Annotated in this window: 16 protein-coding genes; 12 read left to right on the top strand and 4 right to left on the bottom strand. The window is 35.1% G+C overall.

Annotated features, from left to right (window positions below):
• Positions 1–90 precede the first annotated feature (90 nt).
• The 3 genes from BMX53_RS09760 to BMX53_RS09750 form a co-directional block, all read right to left on the bottom strand.
• Entirely contained in the window at positions 91–972 is an 882-nt protein-coding gene (locus BMX53_RS09760) for a hypothetical protein (protein WP_074746038.1), read from the bottom strand.
• Between the two features lie 6 nt (positions 973–978).
• Positions 979–1,593: a hypothetical protein gene (locus BMX53_RS09755; RefSeq protein ID WP_038988128.1), complete on the bottom strand. Its 615-nt coding sequence runs from the start codon at positions 1,591–1,593 to the stop codon at positions 979–981.
• A gap of 233 nt (positions 1,594–1,826) precedes the next feature.
• Positions 1,827–2,441, bottom strand: coding sequence for a hypothetical protein (locus BMX53_RS09750; protein ID WP_038985760.1), 615 nt, complete (start codon positions 2,439–2,441; stop codon positions 1,827–1,829).
• Positions 2,442–2,690: 249 nt separating this feature from the next.
• Here BMX53_RS09750 and BMX53_RS09745 point away from each other — a divergent pair, with 249 nt between their 5' ends.
• From BMX53_RS09745 to BMX53_RS09690, 12 genes are all read left to right on the top strand, one after another.
• A complete protein-coding gene (locus BMX53_RS09745; RefSeq protein ID WP_244154495.1) occupies positions 2,691–3,245 on the top strand; it encodes a YqiA/YcfP family alpha/beta fold hydrolase in 555 nt (184 codons plus the stop codon).
• A 324-nt stretch (positions 3,246–3,569) separates the two neighbouring features.
• The gene (locus tag BMX53_RS09740; RefSeq protein WP_074746037.1) at positions 3,570–6,827 is read left to right on the top strand and encodes a SusC/RagA family TonB-linked outer membrane protein; all 3,258 of its coding nucleotides are present in this window, start codon (positions 3,570–3,572) and stop codon (positions 6,825–6,827) included.
• Between the two features lie 9 nt (positions 6,828–6,836).
• On the top strand, positions 6,837–8,573 hold the full coding sequence (locus BMX53_RS09735) for a RagB/SusD family nutrient uptake outer membrane protein (protein WP_074746036.1): 1,737 nt from the start codon (positions 6,837–6,839) through the stop codon (positions 8,571–8,573).
• Positions 8,567–9,448 carry an endonuclease/exonuclease/phosphatase family protein gene (locus tag BMX53_RS09730; protein ID WP_074746034.1) on the top strand — a complete coding sequence of 294 codons (882 nt, stop codon included), beginning with the start codon at positions 8,567–8,569 and terminating at the stop codon, positions 9,446–9,448. Before BMX53_RS09735 ends, BMX53_RS09730 begins: the two co-directional genes overlap by 7 nt.
• Positions 9,445–10,155 carry an endonuclease/exonuclease/phosphatase family protein gene (locus BMX53_RS09725; protein ID WP_083394409.1) on the top strand — a complete coding sequence of 237 codons (711 nt, stop codon included), beginning with the start codon at positions 9,445–9,447 and terminating at the stop codon, positions 10,153–10,155. The genes BMX53_RS09730 and BMX53_RS09725 overlap by 4 nt, the downstream gene beginning before the upstream one ends.
• Before the next feature lie 102 nt (positions 10,156–10,257).
• Complete coding sequence (locus BMX53_RS09720) at positions 10,258–11,835, top strand: calcineurin-like phosphoesterase C-terminal domain-containing protein (protein WP_074746030.1); 1,578 nt, start codon at positions 10,258–10,260, stop codon at positions 11,833–11,835.
• Positions 11,836–12,040: 205 nt separating this feature from the next.
• Positions 12,041–12,892, top strand: coding sequence for a nuclear transport factor 2 family protein (locus tag BMX53_RS09715; protein ID WP_074746028.1), 852 nt, complete (start codon positions 12,041–12,043; stop codon positions 12,890–12,892).
• Positions 12,893–13,347: 455 nt separating this feature from the next.
• The gene (locus BMX53_RS09710) at positions 13,348–14,322 is read left to right on the top strand and encodes a 3-oxoacyl-ACP synthase III family protein (RefSeq protein WP_074746026.1); all 975 of its coding nucleotides are present in this window, start codon (positions 13,348–13,350) and stop codon (positions 14,320–14,322) included.
• Positions 14,323–14,461: 139 nt separating this feature from the next.
• Positions 14,462–15,133, top strand: a complete 672-nt coding sequence (locus BMX53_RS09705) for a carboxylesterase family protein (protein WP_074746024.1) — start codon at positions 14,462–14,464, stop codon at positions 15,131–15,133.
• Positions 15,134–15,309: 176 nt separating this feature from the next.
• Positions 15,310–16,317, top strand: a complete 1,008-nt coding sequence (locus tag BMX53_RS09700; RefSeq protein ID WP_074746022.1) for an RNase H family protein — start codon at positions 15,310–15,312, stop codon at positions 16,315–16,317.
• Positions 16,318–17,244: 927 nt separating this feature from the next.
• Positions 17,245–17,847 carry an endonuclease domain-containing protein gene (locus BMX53_RS19255; RefSeq protein ID WP_244154494.1) on the top strand — a complete coding sequence of 201 codons (603 nt, stop codon included), beginning with the start codon at positions 17,245–17,247 and terminating at the stop codon, positions 17,845–17,847.
• 193 nt (positions 17,848–18,040) lie between these two features.
• Positions 18,041–18,712, top strand: coding sequence for a hypothetical protein (locus BMX53_RS09690; RefSeq protein WP_074746020.1), 672 nt, complete (start codon positions 18,041–18,043; stop codon positions 18,710–18,712).
• A 19-nt stretch (positions 18,713–18,731) separates the two neighbouring features.
• Here BMX53_RS09690 and BMX53_RS09685 read toward each other — a convergent pair.
• Positions 18,732–19,062, bottom strand: a 331-nt coding sequence (locus BMX53_RS09685) for a transposase (protein WP_143061417.1), incomplete at its 5' end; no start/stop codon positions are given.

The following is a 19,062-nucleotide window of genomic DNA, read 5'->3' as shown; positions in this document are numbered from 1 at the left end:
CTTATCATCCATATGGAGAAAGGTGTACTAGGGTTATAGTTTGCAATTTATATTATAGAAAAAAGGAGCTCAATGAGCTCCTTTTGCTTGTTATTTGTAACTATCTTGCATTATATCACTTTGATAAATCTTTCTATTATTCAGGTGAAGACCTTCATATTTAATAGGATAGTAGTAATCTTCTTTTACAGCAGGCTTAGTTATAAAATCGATATAAGCTAAGATTATCTCTTGATTTGTAAGATTAGAGGTGTCTATATTGTTCTTTCCAAAAAGGATGATGTGTACTGATGCGTCAGCTAATATCTGGTCAGCTTCTTTGTATCGTTGTGTTTCTTTACTTCTATAGATATTAAAAGCTGTTCTTATTTCTGTATCTAGTTTATTAGAAGCAATTAAGATATCAGCTCTTTTTCCAAAGCTTACACTTTGAATTAGGATAGGATCTTGTTCTTTTATCTTCTCTAAAGCTTCTTTACTAATATATCTGTCTTCTTTGTTTATTGGATCAATAACTAGAAAAGAAAAAAGAATTTGTTCGCTTCTTCCAAAGAATAGATTTTTTGAAGTAATAGCATCAACACCAAAGTAGTTTTTTATACTTTCATAAGTGTTGTAATCCTTATCTAAATATTTTAAAGAGTAAACTTGAGAAGGTGTCGAGAAAGAAAAGCTTTCGTTTTGTGTTGCTTTAGATAACTTCGCGTAGTATTTATCTATAATAGCATGCCAATTCTCTTTTGAGTAATCACTTATTTCAAAAGAATCTTCAAGTAGGGAACTAGGAAGCATTACTACACTTGTTTCTGTTGCGGTAAGTAATTTTTGTGGCTCAAGTCCTTTTAGAGATTTCTCATTAAAGATAGCACCAGGGTAAAATTCATCTGATTTTACAGCATTCCCCTTAGAAAATTGAGCAAAAGTTGCACTACTAAAAGCTAAGGCAACTAGAGTATAAATTATTTTCTTCATAATGTCTTAGTTTTTTAGTTTGTATTCAAAAGTAATTTGTAAGTATTTACCACTAGTGTTTTTTAAGTGATTATACTTGTTTTTAAACGTTGTAAGATCAACTGCTCCATATTCTTGTAATGATGCAGTATTATTTACATTTAACGCTTTATGAGCACCTTTAATACGGAAGAATGAAGAATTAATTACCAAACCTTTCTTATCAGCAGATAAAGTAGCAAATGTATAAGATGGATGATCTTTAGACTCTATAACGATATCGTTATTATTCATCTTGATTGTGTATTCTTGTTTTCTATCTTCTGAGTAAGTAACAGTAAGTTTCTCTTTATCTAAAGTTAAAGACATAGGTTTTAAGTAACCAATAGTAGGTTCCCATTCTTTGCTGATAGTAGTACCTAATTCAGTAGTAGCATTGTCTACAAAAGAGATTTGCTTTACAGTAGTAGTATTGCTAAAATCAAAAACCAATGATTTGGCTGGTTCGGGTTTTTCTGGTTCGGGTTTCTCAGGGTCAACTATAGGGGGTTTGGCAGGAGAACTGTCATCGTTACTACATGCTGTAGTAATAATTCCTATAGAAAAGCATAAGCATAATAATTTAATGGTGGTGCGTATCATAGTTTCTAATTGTTTAATAGAACCCTAAAGTAGTTTATTTTGTTAACGTTAACAAAATAATTATGTGTTTATATGTGATAATTATATAAAATACTTTGTTTTTTATAGTTTTATATTTGCTTAAATACTTGTTTGTTACTTTTATAAGGTTTTATTTGACAGAGAGTGTCTTTTTTAGTGAAGCATAAAAAAAGGAGCTCATGGAGCTCCCTTTGTGTATATAAAACGTTTTATTAGACGGTTACATCATTAGCTAGATCAGAAAAACTCTTTCCACAGTTGTGACAAACTCCAGTATTGTGGTTTTCTCCTTCTTCTTGAGTTTCCCAAATATAGGTAGCTCCACATGAGCACTCTATCACATAAAATGGATCTTGATCTTCACTAATGGAGAATTTGTGAAATATTCCAAAATCTAAACTTAACTTATTTATTTTCTTGAGTTCTTTTTTCTTGATTACCCCAATGTAGTATGCCTCATCACCACGTTCTAGATTGCAAATAGTATAACTCTTAGGTAGTTTTTTGCGAATTTGATTAATCATATAAGCAAGAGCCTCACTAGAGTGAATTTTGTCTTTTTTAATAGCCTTGGATACTTTTTTGTCTAGTTTTTTCTCATCTAATACGAGTTCTTCTCCTAAGGCATTAGTCCTTTTGACGATAAAGGAAATAGCCTCACTATCTAGATGAGCAGCATTAGCATCTACTTTAAAAAGAATGTTGTTTTTGACTAAGAAGTTAAACATTTCTCCTTCTGGTATAGTGTCTTTAGTATCTTCTAAGACATGAGAGAGTTCTTTACCAGATAGTAATGCATGTAGTACTTGTTGATTAGCTTTTTTCATAATGGTTTTGTTTTGTGGTTGACATTATCGTTAGCTTAAGTGGTATAAGAAAATCTGAATACAAGATACAAATTAATTTATGTAAGAAATGTTAAGAATGCGAATATAGTTGTATCTCAAATTATTGAAAGTATACTCAATAGGGATAAATAGGGGGATTTTTTCAAAAAAAAGATTGGATATGTATGATATTAGTGTACATTTAGCCTCAGATAGTATACATATATACTTCTACCTAATTAAATATAGATGATGAAGGACCTTTTTTTATTATATATCCATGGATATGGATCTAATCGTGAATCTCGTAAGTTTTTTAATTTAAAAGAATCTTTACCAGATTTTCCAGCAGCAGTTTTTGAGTGGGATGAGCATACAGATTTCGAATTATTATTAAAGACAGCTATAGAGCAAACAAACGAAATAGAACAAATCGTATTAGTAGGAGATTCTACAGGTGCTAATATAGCTTATCAGATTAGAGAGACTCGTAAATCTTTAGGCTTAAGCACTATCTTAGTATTGACAAGTCCATTATTAGATTATGATAAAAGGCTTAATACAGAATTGCAATTCGCAGAAAACCTTCAAAATAGTTTGATGAAAATAAACAAGGTAGAAGATGCCTTAGTTATTCTAGCTAAAGAAGATGAAGCTATTGATTTTAGTCAGTTCAATGTAAAACAAGATGCGCCTAATAGTACAGTGATCTACGTAGAGGATAATCACAGATTAGAAGGGTTTATTAATTATGTTGGTTACATCATAGGATACATCGTTAATAAGTCTGTAAGACCACAATAGAATAAATACAAAAGAAATATATAGAAAAGCAATCCTTAGGGGTTGCTTTTTTTGTTTGTGTATTGTGCTGAAAATAGGTGTTTTGAAATTTTATGTCTTTCTACGTGAAATGTTTAATTAGTTCTTTTTGCGAATATATAACCCGGTTGTTACGTTCAAGTAATACGCGTTTTGTACGCGACTGGTTTGTTAATTTAGAGTTAATGTAATTTTAAGTACAAGTTGTGAATGTATGATTTGTTAATGATTATTTAAAAAATCACAGAATGTCTAGGTGTTTGGTTATCAGTAGTTTTATCAGAACTAATTTTAAAACAAACAGACATGAAAAAATTTCGGGTATGTTGTTATGTAGCATTCCTATTGAGCTCAGGTTTACTTTCGGCTCAAGAAAGCTTACCTAAGGTCACAAGTCCTTTGGTAACTATAAATATTCAACAAGACGCACCATTAGACAAAGTATTAATTGAATTATCAGCTAAAGTTGGTGCTAAACTTAGTTATCAAGACATAACACAGAAAGACATTCCTCTTATCCAGTGGAATGTAAAGAGTATGAATATTCAGGATGTATTAGCTTCTATAGCTATGCAAACTGGGCTTACTCTAGAATATCGAAATAATGTTATTCATGTTAGTAATAGTGAATTTAGCACTCAGTTAGATGATATTACTGTTGTAGCAATTGGATATGGAGATAAGAAAAAACAAAAAATAACAACAGCAGTTGCCGAAGTTGATAAACGAGTGCTGCAAGATAGACCGAGTTCTAATGCTGTTTCTGCTTTACAAGGGAGTACACCAGGATTAAATATTATCAATAGTACAGGTAAGTCTGATTCAGATGTCAACATTAATATTCGTGGTTTTACGTCCATTAATGGAGGAAGCCCTTTGGTATTAATTGATGGAGTAGAGGGAAATTTAAACACCCTTAACCCAGCAGATATAGAGAATATTAGTGTGTTAAAAGATGCTGGAGCAGCAGCTATTTACGGAGCTAGAGGAGCCTTTGGAGTAGTGCTTGTCACTACTAAAAACCCAGAGATAGGCAAGGTAAAGGTCAATATCAGCTCTACTGTGAATGCTATGAGTCTAACTCAAAACACAGATTTCTTAACTGACCCTTACTTATCTACTAAGTTAGTTGATGATTCCTTTTTAGCCGCTACAGGTAAGCGTTATACAGGGTATAATGATGAGGATTATGAGCAATTAAAACTTGTAGCTCAAAACCCTTCACTAGCTAGAGTTGAAATACAAAACAGAAATGGTAGAGATCAGTACGTTCATTATGGAAATACAGATTGGTGGGATTACTTCTGGAAAGACCAACGTTTTTCGTATATAAATGACGTAAGTATATCTGGAGGATCAGATAAGATAAAGGGATTTTTCTCTTATCGAAATTATAAAGAAGATGGACTATTAAAAGTACAAGAGGATCTTTACAAGAAAGATAACTTTAGAGCTAAATTTGATATTAAGATTAATGATTGGATTGATTTTACAACCAATAATCAATATTTTAAATCCTATGATTTAGCCCATGGAGGTAGTCAGTACGGATGGAGAGATCCATGGGGTAACTTAATGCTTGTACACGCTTTACCTGCTTATATGCCTGTGAATCCTGATGGAGGAGCACTATGGCGTACAGAGTTAAATAATTATACTGTAGGAGACGGTTTCTTTGCTGCTTTATTACATGGTAAGTCACAGAGAGAGGCTCGAAAAGATGAATTCTCTACAGCTAATACTTTTCACTTTAAACCTGTTGAGGATTTAGATGTGTATGCAAGTTATGCTTATCGCAAAGGAACAAGAGGAATAAGCGAACGCTCTACTAAAGTTCCTTATACGATATTCCCTGATCAGGTTGACTATTTTGGTGTAAATCAATTAAGCACCAATAATCGTACTGAAGAATACAACTCGGTTAATATCTATGGTAATTATAAGTTCTCTTTGAATCATCACAACTTTGAGGTAATGGGAGGTTTTAACCAAGAGAGCTTTAAGAGTCAAAGCATTCTAGCGAGTGTACAAAACCTTATTTCTGATGATCTTAATGACGTTGGTTTAGGTTCTTCTAATCCTGAGGTTACAGGTAGTGCTTATGATTGGGCTTTAAGAGGTTATTTCTATCGATTATCTTATGATTATGCAGGTAAGTACTTAGTAGAGCTTAATGGACGTTACGATGCCACTTCACGTTTTCCTAAAGAACAAAGATGGGGATTCTTCCCGTCGTATTCAGTTGGATGGAATGTAGCAAATGAACCTTTCTTTAAAGATAATCTAAGCTTCTGGAATCAGTTTAAGATTAGAGCGTCTTACGGAGAGTTAGGAAATCAAAATATTGGTGCTTATGAATATATACCTACTTTAAATAAAGCGATTGATAATGGATATGCCTTAGATGGGGCTAAGCTTGACTATATGACAGCTCCTGGGTTAAACCCAAAGGATATCACATGGGAGAGAGTAGAGACTTATGATATAGGAGCAGATGTAGCCTTCTTTGACAATAGACTTAAGATGAGTTTTGATTACTTCCAACGCGATATTAATGGAATGCTAACTAATGGGCGTACTCTTTCGGCTGTATTAGGAACAGGATCTCCTAAAGAAAATGCAGCAGACTTAAGAACTAAAGGTTTTGAACTAAGCGCTACTTATGCTGACTCATTTAAATTAGCAGGAAGTGATTTTAATTTCTCTATCACAGGTACACTTGCTGATTCTAAAACACATATTACTAGATTCTCTAACCCTAAAGGTATCTTGACAGATTATTACGAAGGAATGGAATTAGGAGAAATATGGGGATATGAAGTAGGTGGATTATTTCAAAGTGAAGAACAAATTAAAAACCACGCAGATCAGTCTAAAGTATCTTCTTATATCTATTCATTAGGAGGATTAAAGCCTGGAGATGTAATGTTTATTGATCGCAATGGAGATGGTAAAGTAGACAATGGAGAGAATACTTTGGCAAATCATGGAGACTTAAAGAAAATAGGAAATACTACGCCGAGATACTTGTATAGCTTTACGCTAAGAGGAGAATGGAAAGGAATAGACTTCTCTGCTTTTTTCCAAGGAGTAGGTAAACAAGATTGGTATCCTAACGAAGAGAGTAGAGTATTCTGGGGAATGTATAACAGACCTTATGACTCGTTTATCCGTAAAGATTTGGCTTATGATATTTGGACACCAGAGAACACAGATGCATATTATCCTCGTTTAGTAGGTTATACAGCTCTAGGTTCTAACCGCCAATTAGGTGTGAATAATGATCGTTATTTACAGAGTTTAGCTTACCTAAGATTAAAGAACCTAACTATAGGATATACGCTACCAGAGTCATTAACTAAGAGAGCTAACATCGAGAAAATAAGAGTATACCTATCTGGAGAGAACTTATTTACTTTCACTTCTTTAACTGATTATATCGATCCAGAAGCAGCTAGTAACAGCTTTAACTTTAATAGCCCTAGCTCAGCTAGAACTAGATCGAGTGCTCAAAATTATCCATTCTCTAAGATTCTTTCTTTTGGAGTACAATTAAATTTTTAAGATCATATAATGAAAAAATATAGTATACTTTTTTTGGCTGTATTAGCTACTACACTTACTTCATGTAGTGAGGACTTCTTAGATAGAACACCTCTTTCAGAAGTAACAGATGAAAACTTCTTTCAGAAGGAGAGTGATTTAATTCTGTTTTCTAATTCTTTTTACCGCATGTTTCCTTCTACCTCTATTTATAACGGGGATAGTAGCAGTGATAATATTATACAGAATACACTTTCAGAAGAGATGAGAGGCGCTCGTACAGTACCTACTACAGGAGGAGGTTGGAGCTGGACAGACTTGCGTAATATTAACTACTTTCTAGCGAACTATGAACGTGTACCAGATAAGAATGTAACCAAACATTATGGGGGATTAGCTAAGTTTTTTAGAGCCTATTTTTATTTTGAGAAGGTTAAGCGCTTTGGAGATGTGCCGTGGTATGATTATGTGATAGACCCCAATGATACCGCTTCTTTAGAGAAACCTAGAGATCCGCGCAGTGTAGTGGTAGATAATATTATGAAAGACTTAGACTTTGCTATTGAGAATATGAAGCCTACTAAGTCTGCTTACAGAATCTCTAAGTGGACGGCACTAGCTCTAAAGGCAAGAGTAGGGTTATTCGAGGGAACCTACATGAAATACAGAGGGTTAAAAGGTTATGAGAAATACCTAACACAGGCTGTAGAAGCTGCTGATTTATTGATGAAAGAATCGGGATATAAAGTGTATTCAACAGGTAAACCTGAGAAAGACTACCTTAATTTATTCGCTTCTCATAGTGCAGTAGAGCAGGAGGTAATCTTAGCTAGAGAGTACTCTACAGAGTTAAATATTAAGCACAACGTTAATTACTATACCATTACTTCTTCATACGGACGTCCAGGTATGCCTAAGGATTTAGTGAACAGCTATTTGATGAAGGACGGTAGTCGTTTTACGGACAAACCTAATTATAACAAGATACAGTTTGCAGAGGAGACTAAGGATCGTGATTTGCGTTTATCTCAGACTATTCGAACACCTAAGTATACCCGTATTGGAGGAAATATTGAATTAGCTCCAGATTTGTCAGCGAGTGTGACTGGTTACCAGTTGATTAAATATGTAACCGAGGCTCAATATGATACAAATAGTGCCTCTATTGTAGATTTGCCTTTGTTTAGATATGCAGAAGTATTGTTAAACTATGCTGAGGCTAAGGCAGAGTTAGGCACACTAACTCAGGAAGATTTAGACAAATCTATCAATGTAATTCGCGCCCGTGTGGCTATGCCTGCTTTGGTATTATCAGCCGCTAACGCTACTCCTGATCAATATTTAGCTAATCAGTATAGAAATGTACAGAATACTAATAAAGGTGTTATTTTAGAGATTAGACGTGAGCGTCGTATCGAATTGTATATGGAAGATCACAGATGGGAAGACATCGTTCGTTGGAAAGAAGGTCAGAAGCTAACTCAACCTATAGAAGGAATGTATTTTCCTAATACAGGGTCTTATGACTTAGACCAAAATGGTACAGTAGATATTCATATCTATGACGGACAGAAGCCAAATGAGAATCAAAAAGGAGTATACTATGTGAAGTTAGGTAGAGACTTAAACTTAAGTACAAATAGCTTAGTAGAACCCCACCCTACATTTAGAACACGTGTGTTTAAAGAAGAAAAGGATTATCTATATCCTATTCCGATTCAAGAATTACAGTTAAACCCTAATTTAAAACAGAACCCAGGATGGTAAGAAATATAGCCTTGTTGTTTGTATTGTTTACATGCAACCTCTTTGCACAAGTGCAAAAACCAGAAACCTTAAAAGCGATGACTTTTAATGTGAGAATGGATACCCCTAAAGACGGTATTAACCAATGGAGTAACCGCAAAGAATGGGTAGCTGAGATTGTCCGTTTTAACGATGTAGATGTAGTAGGTATGCAAGAAGTAACCTATGGACAACTAGTAGATTTACAGGGGTTAATGCCTAACTATGATTATGTGGGAGAGGGTAGAGAATCAGGTAATAAAGGAGAGTTTAGCCCGATATTCTATGTGAAAGAGCGTTTTAAACTTCTAGAGAGTGGAACGTTTTGGTTAGCAGAGAATCCGGCTGAGAAAGGAATGATTTCGTGGGATTCGTCTCTGCCTCGCATCGCTACTTGGGCTAGACTTGAAGATAAGAATACTAAGAGAACCTTTGTCTTTATCAACACTCATTTTGATCATAGAGGAAAGCTAGCGAGAGAGAAAAGTGTTGAGGTAATTCAGACTCAATTAAAGAATATAGTAAAAGGCGAGACTGTAATCTTAACAGGGGATTTAAATCTACCACCTACAGATACTCCTTATCAGAAAATCGTTGATCTAGGATTCTTAGATACTAGAGAAGTAGCTACTAATAGAGCTGAATTAGGATATACATTTAACTCTTGGGATATAGAAGCTAAGCCGACAAATAGAATAGATTACATCTTTAGCAAGGGAAGTGATTTAGCTGTTTGGAAATACCAAGAATTAGATATTCAACGAGGTGCGAGATTTGCTTCAGACCACTATCCTGTAATGACAGAATTTAGATGGGTGAGTAAGGTAGACTTAGTTCAAAAAAAAAAGAAGAGATAAGACTACTTAATTATAACGTTCATCACTTTGTAGGAGCTAATGATGTAAATCATTTTGTGGATATTAATTCCTTAGCGAGCTTGATTAATAATCAAGAAGTAGATATTGTGACACTTCAAGAACTAGATGTAAATACCAGACGTTCAGGTATTGCTCTAGATCAACTAGCAGAATTAGCTAAACGCACTAAGATGTCTTATAAGTTTGGCAAGACTATAGATTATGCAGGAGGTGATTACGGCATAGGTATATTGTCTAAATATCCTATTGTGAAAAGCGCTTTTTATCCACTCTCAAGCAGTAGTGAACAAGAAGAAAAAAGAGGACTATTAGTATGTACTTTAGATCTAGGCCATGAGAGAGAGCTGACAGTGGCTACTACTCATTTAGCAAGCCAAAGTAATGCAAGTAGAGTTTTACAAGCTAAAGAGGTTATTCAGTTAGCTAAAGAGAATAAGATAGATCTTCTAACAGGGGATTTTAATGCAACTGAAAAAGAAGAACCAATACAGGTATTAAAGCAAGGGTTTGAATTTGACAGTAGATTTAAAAATCAACTCACAATACCGACGCAGACTAGCACAAAGAAAATTGACTTTATAGTCAAAGCTTTAAACAGTGCTATTTTATTTCACAGACAATCTGTTTACTCCTTAGAGAGTTTATCTGATCACAATATGATCATAGCAGACTTCTCTTTAGAGTAGATCATAAATAGGGAGAGAGTTAGGATGCTCTCTCCTTAATTATAAATTAGGAGTATCTAGACCAGTACCAGATAATAACCATCACAAATAAGTAAAGAACTCATGAAAAAAAGACTTTTTACAGTAACCTTTTTATTAACAGCCGCTGTTGTTTTTGGACAAAATAGCGTGAAAGGATACGTATTTGAAGACGCTAATAAAAATGGTAAAAAAGATAAAACAGAGAAAGGATTAATAGGAGTATCTGTATCTAATGGAGTAGATGTGGTATTAACCAATACGCAGGGAGAGTATGAATTACCTCTGACAGGGGATAACCAGATATTTGTAATTAAACCTAGCGGATACACAGCTATTTTAGATCAGTATAATTTACCTAAAACATATGTAACTCATAAGCCTAATGGTTCGCCTAAGGGAACACAATATGAAGGAGTAGCACCTACAGGTAAATTGCCTAAAGAGGTCAACTTCGCATTGATAAAACAGAATGAATCAGACGATTTTAAAGCATTTATCTTCGGAGATCCACAACCTTATAGTTTAGAAGAGTTAGATTACTTTAAGAAGGCAGTAGTAGATGAGGTAAAAAACAATAAAGAAGGTATTTCTTTTGGAATTAGTTTAGGGGATTTAGTAGGAGATAAGTTAGACTTACACACACCGTATAAAGAAGTGATGAGTCAGATAGGTTTGCCGTGGTATAATGTTATGGGGAACCACGATATGAACTATGAAGCAAAACAGGATATTTACTCAGATGAAACCTTCGAAAAGAACTTTGGACCTGCCAACTATGCTTTTAACTATGGGAAGGCTCACTTTATTGTATTAGATAATATCTTATATCCACACCCTATTACAGGTAAAGGGTATTTAGGTGGGTTAAGACAAGATCAATTAGACTTTGTCAAAAACGACTTAAAACATGTATCTAAAGATCAGTTGATAGTTGTTTCTTTCCATATTCCCTTATTTGTAGGAAATGAAAAACACTTTGACAAGGCGTCTAGAGGACAGTTATTAGATCTATTAAGTGAACATGAGAATATCCTATTGTTGTCTGCTCATACGCATTATCAGATGCATCAGTTCTATACTAAAGAACAGGGCTGGTCAGGTATAAAGCCTATTCATGAGTACAATGTAGGTACTACTTCTGGAGACTGGTACTCTGGAGAGTTTAACCAATTAGGCGTGCCTAATTCGACAATGCGCGATGGTACACCTAGAGGATATGCTACTTTAGTGGTAAAAGGTAATAAATACGAACTGGATTATAAGGTGTCTGGAGAATCAGAAGAGTATAAGATGGAGCTGTTTATGCCTAAAGTAATAGGGGATAAAAGAGCTAGTAATTATAGCGTATACGCAAATGTATTTATGGGAACAGAGCTAGATGTAGTCGAGTATAGAATAGACACTGGAGAGTGGAAGAAAATGAAGAAGGAACAGAGTATAGATCCTGCTTTTTATGCATCGGTTCAGAAGTATGATTTGACAGAAACTTTACTAACAGGTAGAAAACCGTCTAATCCTATAGTATCCTCTCATTTATGGAGTGGTAAATTGCCTTTTAATATTGGTTTAGGTCAGCACACAGTAGAGATTAAGGTGACTGATATGTTTGGTCGATCGCATACTAAAAAGCAAACCTATAGAATTGAAAAGAGTAAATAGAGTGTAGTCTCTATAAATTTTAGATTAAGTGTATGATTAAGTCCAGTACCTGTAGGTGCTGGGCTTTTTCTTTTTTACGGATATGATCTAGGCCTTGTATTAGCTCAGAACTAGGTGGGCTTTCTCTGGGGTTAAATAAAGTATAAAATAACTAATCATAGAAGGATAAGGTATAACTTCGGATGATAAAAAGTAAAAAAGCACAATGACTAATAGCAGTTTAGATATAGTAAAGAAGTACTATGAATTCGTAAATAAAGGAGATTTCGGTGAAGATACTTATTACAAGTTGTTTGCAGAGGATGTAGAGCTTTTCTATCCCAAGTTTGGGTATGATAAAGGCAGAGAAGGCATCAAACGCTTCACTAAGCAAATTAAGCAGGTAATTAATGCGCTGACCTTCGAGATGGACAAGTTTAACTTTATTGCAAAGGATAATTATGTCACAGTCGAAGGACATGAATTTGGACAAACTAGCAATGGAGTAGACTTTCCTAATCACACGACTTCCTTTGGGAAGTTTGTTTCTGTTTTTGATGTAGAGAATGGACAGATAAAGAGAATGCACTGTTATGTAGATCCAGATTTAGCAGGTCAAGATAAGATGGTCACAAGATTGTTTAAAGAAGACTTAGATAATCAATCTCTTCTTACTGTAGATCAACAGACAGAACAGGTAGTTAATCAGTTCTATGATTTACTTTTAGGTAAAGTACAAGGTGATATAATGGATCTATTTGCCGAAGAGGTAGACTGGGATCTACCAGGTAATGAAACCAAGTTTCCTTGGCTAGGGAAGAAGACTACTAAACAACAAGTAAAAGAAGGATTCTTTGATCTTCATCCACAGTATGTAGAGCCTATCAAGTTCGAAGTAGAGTTTATCGCCATAAACGGAGTGAATGCGACTGCCACAGGATATTTGTCTTCTAAAATACTGAAGAGCGATAAGATATTCAACTCTTCTTTTGTCGGAGTTTTTAAAGTAATCAATGGAAAGATTACTAAATATCACTTCTTAGAAGACAGTTATAAATTAGATACTATTCAAGAGTAATATAAGTTAAGCCCAATGTCATTAGATATTGGGTTTTTTATTTGTAGAGAGAGCTATTGTAAGTTAGATAGTATTAAGTAGAATGATAAAAAGCGAGTAATTCGTATGTAGATTTGATGTAGGATAAGAGCAATAATTGTTAAAAAAGGACAGTTAGTGTCACCTAGACCTTCTTTGTACTAGTCGTTTTTGGATAAAAAGAGAATTGGTTATTTTTTAAAGAATATTTCTTAAAAATCTAAATGAATGATTTGTATTAAATAATGTTCTGGTTATTTAGTGTGTAATTTATATTTATTACACTTTTTTGTTTTTATAAATGGTTGATTATTAATTGTTAAAGTTTTTGTTTTAGATTTTTTGATCCGTTTTTTAATATTGAAAAAAGAGGATTTGTTTTTATTTTAGGTTCGCAATAAGCGACTATTATTAACCATAAAAACAGTCCAAAAAAAATGAAATTAAAACACACTTATTTTTATCACCCAACTCATGTTGAAAGCAATGAAAGTGTAATTGAACAATTTGAGAGCCAAGGGGTGTCAATGAGAAAAATACAAGAAGCGCTAGGTAGAAATAACCGTTTTGTTATTCCAAAAGATTCTAAGGAGACAACAGTGTCGATGGGAATAGAGGCGGCTAAAGGAGTTTTAAAGCAGAGTGGTATATCTATGGATAGCATTGATATTATTGCTTTTGTTACTTGTACACCAGAGCATCAGATACCATGTGATTCTATCTTTATCCATCAAGCGTTAAAAGGAAAGCGCGATACTATGTGTTATGATATCAATGCTAACTGTATTGGAGCCTTTGTGGCATTAGATCAAGTGACACATTACTTAAACAGTAGTGCTACAGCTCAGAAAGCACTGGTTATTTGTTCTGATCAATTATCGCGTATTTTAGATAGTAAAAATCCTGTTACAGCCTTTTGTTTTTCAGACTCAGCTTTTGCCTTTATAGTTGAGAAAGACCAGACTACATCAGGACTAGTAGATGTGCTTTACCACACAGATAGTAGTTTTTGTGATACCGTATTATTTCCACCTCAAGGGCATTCGTGCTCATTACCAGAGGAATTAACCATGTGGGATACTTCCTTTGACGGGAGCGGTAGCGTGGAGTTTGCCTTAGACAAGATAGATGATTTTCTCGCTAAAAATGGACTTTCGATAGCAGATATAAGCTTGTTCTTATTCTCTCAACTATCGTTAAAGAATATCAAGGCAATTAAAGGACATTATGGATTGCCAGAGGAGAAAGTTCCTTTTTATTCTAAAGAGTTAGGATATTCAGGAGCGTCTAGTCCATTTCTGGCATTGCACCAGTATCAAAAAGAGGTAAAACCTTTAAAAGAAGGAGACTACTTTTTGATGTGGACACTAGGAGCAGGATATCAAGCAGGACTAATGTTGTGGAGATATTAAATAAATAAAGATTTTGCAAAACACTGAATGAGAGTTCAGTGTTTTTTTATTTCCAAAAAGTATAGTATTGACAGTACTTACCGCATTTTTTTGTTTTGATTTTAACATAATTCAACTACTTTTACTTTCAAAAAAAGCTATGAAATTACTTACTGTTTTAATCTGTTTAGTATCCCTAACCTCATTTGCCCAACCCAAAGCTATTTTGGACAAAACGACTTACCAATTTTGGCTTAATGAGCCTAAATCTGTTGAGGAGAAGAACCCTTTGTTTATTTTCTTACATGGGAGAAGCCTATCAGGAACTAATATCGATAGAGTAAAGCGTTATGGTGCTCTTAAGGGAGTTGAGAAGGGAATTAATATTCCAGGTTATTTAGTAGCTCCACAGTTGCCATCAGGCCCTTGGAATGCGGATAAGATAGACGAAATCGTAAGTTATATGATTGAGAATTACAATATCGATGAAAGCCGTATCTATGTTACTGGAATGAGCTTAGGTGGATATGGTACGATGAAGTATGTAGGTAAATATCCTAATCGTGTAGCTGCAGCTATTGCTATCTGTGGTGGTGGAGAAGACCGCGATGCTTGTGCCTCAACTACAGTTCCTATTAAACTAATCCACGGAGATAAAGACCATATCGTTCCTTTAAAAGAATCTAAGAAGATTATGACTGCTATACAGAACTGTGATAAGAACGCCCCTGTAGAACTAGAAGTAGTTAAAGGTGGTACACATGGTAGTGTAGAAGACTTATACCGTCATATCGACCTTTATAATTGGTTGATGCAGTATACTAAGAAGTAAGATTGTTTTTTGTGAAACACAACTACATTATTCAGAAGATATGCTATCAAAGTTCCTAATGGCGAAGACAAAAACTATTAACCGTTAGCTGTAAAACATTCTTCATTGATAATTCTCAAAAAGTACTTATCTTTAAGTAGTCAAATGTTTTTAATCCATAAATCCCCATTAAAACGATGAAATACAAGATAGACTTATATACTCGAGTTAAGATAGACACTTCTAGCGATGCTAAGGCGTACGCTAATATGCTGTGTATAGATGATCAGTGTAAGACCTTCGCAGAAGGGTTTGTTGAGAACTCGCAGTCTCGTATTTCGTTAATGGCTATTGTCAATGGGTTAGAGCAGATCAAAGTAGGGGCAGAGGTAACGATTTATGTGACTTCCAAGTATGTAAAGAATACCTTTGAGAAAGGTTGGGTGCTAAACTGGAAGTATAACGATTGGCTAAAGGCTGATGGGGAGCCACCATTGAACGTTGACTTGTGGATGCGCTTTGCTGTGCAAATGCAACGTCATAAACTAACCTTTGAGTATGTTGCTAATTACAAGAAATATCCTCAACTAGTAGAATGTAGAGAGATAGGAGCGGCAATCTTGTTACAACCTAATCTTCAAATCGATGAGGTGTATAGAGCTTACTTAGAAGAACTACAGTATAAATTACACAACCTTATAGATGAACACTATGTCAAAGAAATTGAGGTAGTATTAGACAATGCAGACCAACCTGCGTTAAACACTGTAGAAGAAGCTGCATTAGATGTAGTAGAAGAGCCTGCTGAGGCTATCGAAACTATTGTGTATGAGCCTGTGTATGATGCATTAGACGAGATAGAGGATGAGCACGATGAAGAGGAAGAAGAGACTGAAGAGAGTCAGAGTCACACTCGTCCTACGGTATTTACTAGAATGCCTAGTGATATTAAGCTTTTGGTAACCATCCGCGACCAGTTAAATCAATATTTTGCTGACCAACCTACGAAAGTAGAACTGCGCTCAACAGATCTATATGACGAAATACGCAAAAATAAGGCGCTGAAGGAACGTTTTCCTCATCCAGTACTATTTAATCGTTTCCTTCGTAAACAACACCAAGAAGGGGTGTTAAAACAGATTATTCCAAATTGTAAGATCGATACGTATAATACTGATTTCTATCAGTGGTACTTTCATAGGTAGGTTTGTTGTGATTTTGCTGTTTGTGATTTTGTTTTTTGTCTTCTGTGATTTTGTCTGTTGTATACAAACGTTGTCCTGATGAAAGGAATGATCGCATCCTATAGGTCTACAATCCAAGTCCATTATGTCACATACAAGAAACTGTTTAGAGGCAACTATTCTTCATTGTTCATTCTACATTCCACATTCTAAAGTCCTCGCGTGTATGCTTTTTTTGTACGCAAACATTGTCATCTTGATGACAGGAAGGATCCCATTCTATAGATCTACAATCCAAGTCCATTATGTCACATACAAGAAACTGTTTACGGTAAACTATTCCTCATTGTTCATTTTACATTCCACATTCTAAAGCCCTCGCGTGTATGCTTTTTTTGTACGCAAACATTGTCATCTTGATGACAGGAAGGATCCCATTCTATAGATCTACAATCCAAGTCCATTATGTCACATACAAGAAACTGTTTAGAGGCAAACTATTCCTGATTGTTCATTCTACATTCCACATTCTAAAGTCCTCCGTTCCCCTATCCATCAAAAAAAGGAACAAAGGGGAAGGAATAGGAGTAAACAAGAGCAAATGACCATAAATGACCTATATAGAGAGTATCGTTAATGCTTTTAAAAACACTTAAGTATCTAATTTACAATGTGTAATATTAGTTTTGTTTCACTCATCTTTGGTTTTTGTTCCCGAGTTGTTCCCAAAATCTCTGTATTTGCGAAGCCTCCGGGAGCGATTTGCGAACAAGACTCGAACAAGACTCGAACAAAACTCAATGCCACTAAGGAATAAAAAGTAGGAATCAAGGAGTGGAAGATAGAAAATTAGGGGTGTTTATTGTTTAGCTTTTGGTGTTTGATATGTGTAAGACTAAGCGCGTTATTGTCTCTAACTTAAGGAGGGTAATTACTAAGCTAGGTTATATGGACAAAGAGCGTGAGAAGTTGTATAGTAAAAGGGGAAATGAGGAAGAACAAGTATCTGATGATTCAGCTATTAATAAGGAGGTAGAACCACCCCGCCATTCCCATCTTTCAGAGGGGTGGCCGGAAAACGGGGTGTTGGGCACCCCTCCAGAGGAGGTAGAACCACCCCGCCTTTCAGGCACCCCTCCAGAGGAGGGGAATGTGAGAGATACGAGGGGGTATATGAGGTTACCATATAACCCGAAGTTAAAACAGCGTGCGAAAGAGTTGCGCAAGGCAGGTAACTATGCTGAGGTGCTATTTTGGAAGCAAGTGCGCAATAAGCAGTTTTTAGGTTTAGACTTTGATCGTCAGAAGATAATAGGTAATTATATCGTTGATTTCTATAATGCTAATTATCAAGTTGTAATTGAGATAGATGGCAATAGCCATGTTGGCAAGGAGGAATATGATGCTAGGCGTCAGCTATATCTCGAGAACCTTGGATTGACTGTCATTCGATTTACAGATATACAGGTGAAGACTGAACTACATCAGGTGATGTGCTACCTAGAAGAACATCCCGCTTTTAATTCCCCTCCTAAGGAGGGGTGCCCGTAGGGCGGGGTGGTTGTTTTTACTTAGGATGACTCTTCATCCTTTAGTCACTTTACTACGATAGGGGAAAGGGCGGGGTGGTTGTTTCTCTTAAGGAGGTGTGGTTGTTCACTCACATAATGCTGTGGTTTACGGATTTCCGTAACACTCTTGATGTTGTTGGTTGTACTTTTGTAAGTAGTTTAAAAGCTGTTTTATGGAAAGTTTAGTTCGCAGATTAGTATTGTTGATTTTCATTAGTATAATAGGTGTTTCATGTAATAAAGGCAGTAGGAACAGTGGTTCTTATTATGGCAGTTATACAGATGGATATAGTGATGGTACCTATTGTGCTGAGGTAGAATATTATAATCCAAGGACAGGTACTTCAAGCACATATGAGTTAGATGTAGAAGTAGAGGATGGTAACTTAGTACAGATTAACTGGCCTAATGGTGGGTGGTTAGACGAGACGCACTTTACATCAGAAGATATAACTTCTGGTAGCTGTAGTTTTAGTAGTGATAGAGGAGTGGAGTACACTGTGACTTTATTAAGTGAAGGGGGAGGTTGTGGCAGTGGTCATGCTTTACAGCGCGATGTCAATGCGGATATAGAGGAATCTACTTGCCCTGACTGTGGTGGTGATAAGGATAAATGGGATGAGTATTGCCCTGACTGTACTTATAAAAAAACAAAAGAAGTTTGTCCTGAGTGTAGGGGGAGAAAGTATAGTTGGGATGATTACTGTGATGACTGTATTTATGAAATGAAAAAGAAAGTATGTCCTTCTTGTGGAGGAAGTAAAGAACGATATGATGATTATTGTAGTTCTTGTCAGGCTGTGAAAGACGGGGAGAATGATTGGAGTTTTGGAGAAGGGTATTAAGAAGTATTGAGTTATCTGTTTAGCTTCCGTTAATCATATTTAAAGAAGTTGGTTTTGCCTTAACCATCTTAACAATTGTGTTATGAAAAATTGTTTCCTTAAATACGGATCTATTTAATCTATATACGAACTCATTAAAATAAGCTTGGATATATTTCTTATTGATATGTGAAGGTACTGTCCTAATCCACGACTTAAGTTGGTGAATTATTACATGTAATTCTTTAAAATTAGCTCCTTTATCACTTTCTTTTTGAGTAATATTATATTTCTTTTTCAAAGGATTGTACCCTCTCCATTTATCTGTAACTACATTAGCATCTTGTGAAATATGTTGTTCGAATATAGTA

The sequence above is a fragment of the Myroides marinus genome (assembly GCF_900109075.1).
Lineage (GTDB): Bacteria > Bacteroidota > Bacteroidia > Flavobacteriales > Flavobacteriaceae > Flavobacterium > Flavobacterium marinum_A.
The sequence above is the reverse complement of the archived record's forward strand: the minus strand, read 5'-3'. Positions and strand labels throughout refer to the sequence as shown.